Source organism: Nocardioides maradonensis (genome assembly GCF_054777115.1).
Genome location: NZ_BAAHAZ010000057.1, coordinates 1 through 560, shown reverse-complemented (window position 1 = coordinate 560; position 560 = coordinate 1). Strand labels below are relative to the sequence as shown.

At 73.0% G+C, this 560-nt stretch carries 1 protein-coding gene; it reads right to left on the bottom strand.

Annotation, left to right across the window (positions count from 1 at the left end):
- The coding region (locus ACYVAQ_RS23405) for a Glu/Leu/Phe/Val family dehydrogenase (protein WP_460793023.1) at nucleotides 1–560 on the bottom strand (560 nt) is incomplete at both ends.

The following is a 560-nucleotide window of genomic DNA, read 5'->3' as shown; positions in this document are numbered from 1 at the left end:
GCGACCACGCCACGGCTGGTGGAGGCGGCGCGGCCGCGGGAGCCGCCGACGGCCAGGGGCTTGCCGGTCACCACGCCGAGGACGGTGTGGCCCTTGCCGACGGAGTAGGTGTCCATCATCCAGGCCATGGTCTGCTCGTCGGTGCCGATGTCGGGGGCGGGGATGTCGTGCTCGGGGCCGATGACGGGGGCGATCTCGCTGGTGTAGCGGCGGGTGATGCGTTCGAGCTCGGCGCGGGAGTAGTTGCGGGGGTCGACGCGGACGCCGCCCTTGGCGCCGCCGTAGGGCACGTCGAGGAGGGCGCACTTCCAGGTCATCCACATGGCCAGGGCGCGGACCTCGTCGAGGTCGACCCTGGGGTCGAAGCGGACGCCGCCCTTGCCGGGGCCGCGGGAGTAGTTGTGCTGGACGCGGTAGCCGCGCAGGACCTCGATGGTGCCGTCGTCGCGTCGCAGCGGAATGCTGACGGAGACTTCGCGGCGGGGCTGGGCCAGCATCGCGTGGACCGAGGGGGACAGGCCGAGGACCTCCACGGCCTGGGCCAGCTGCTCGTGCGCGTC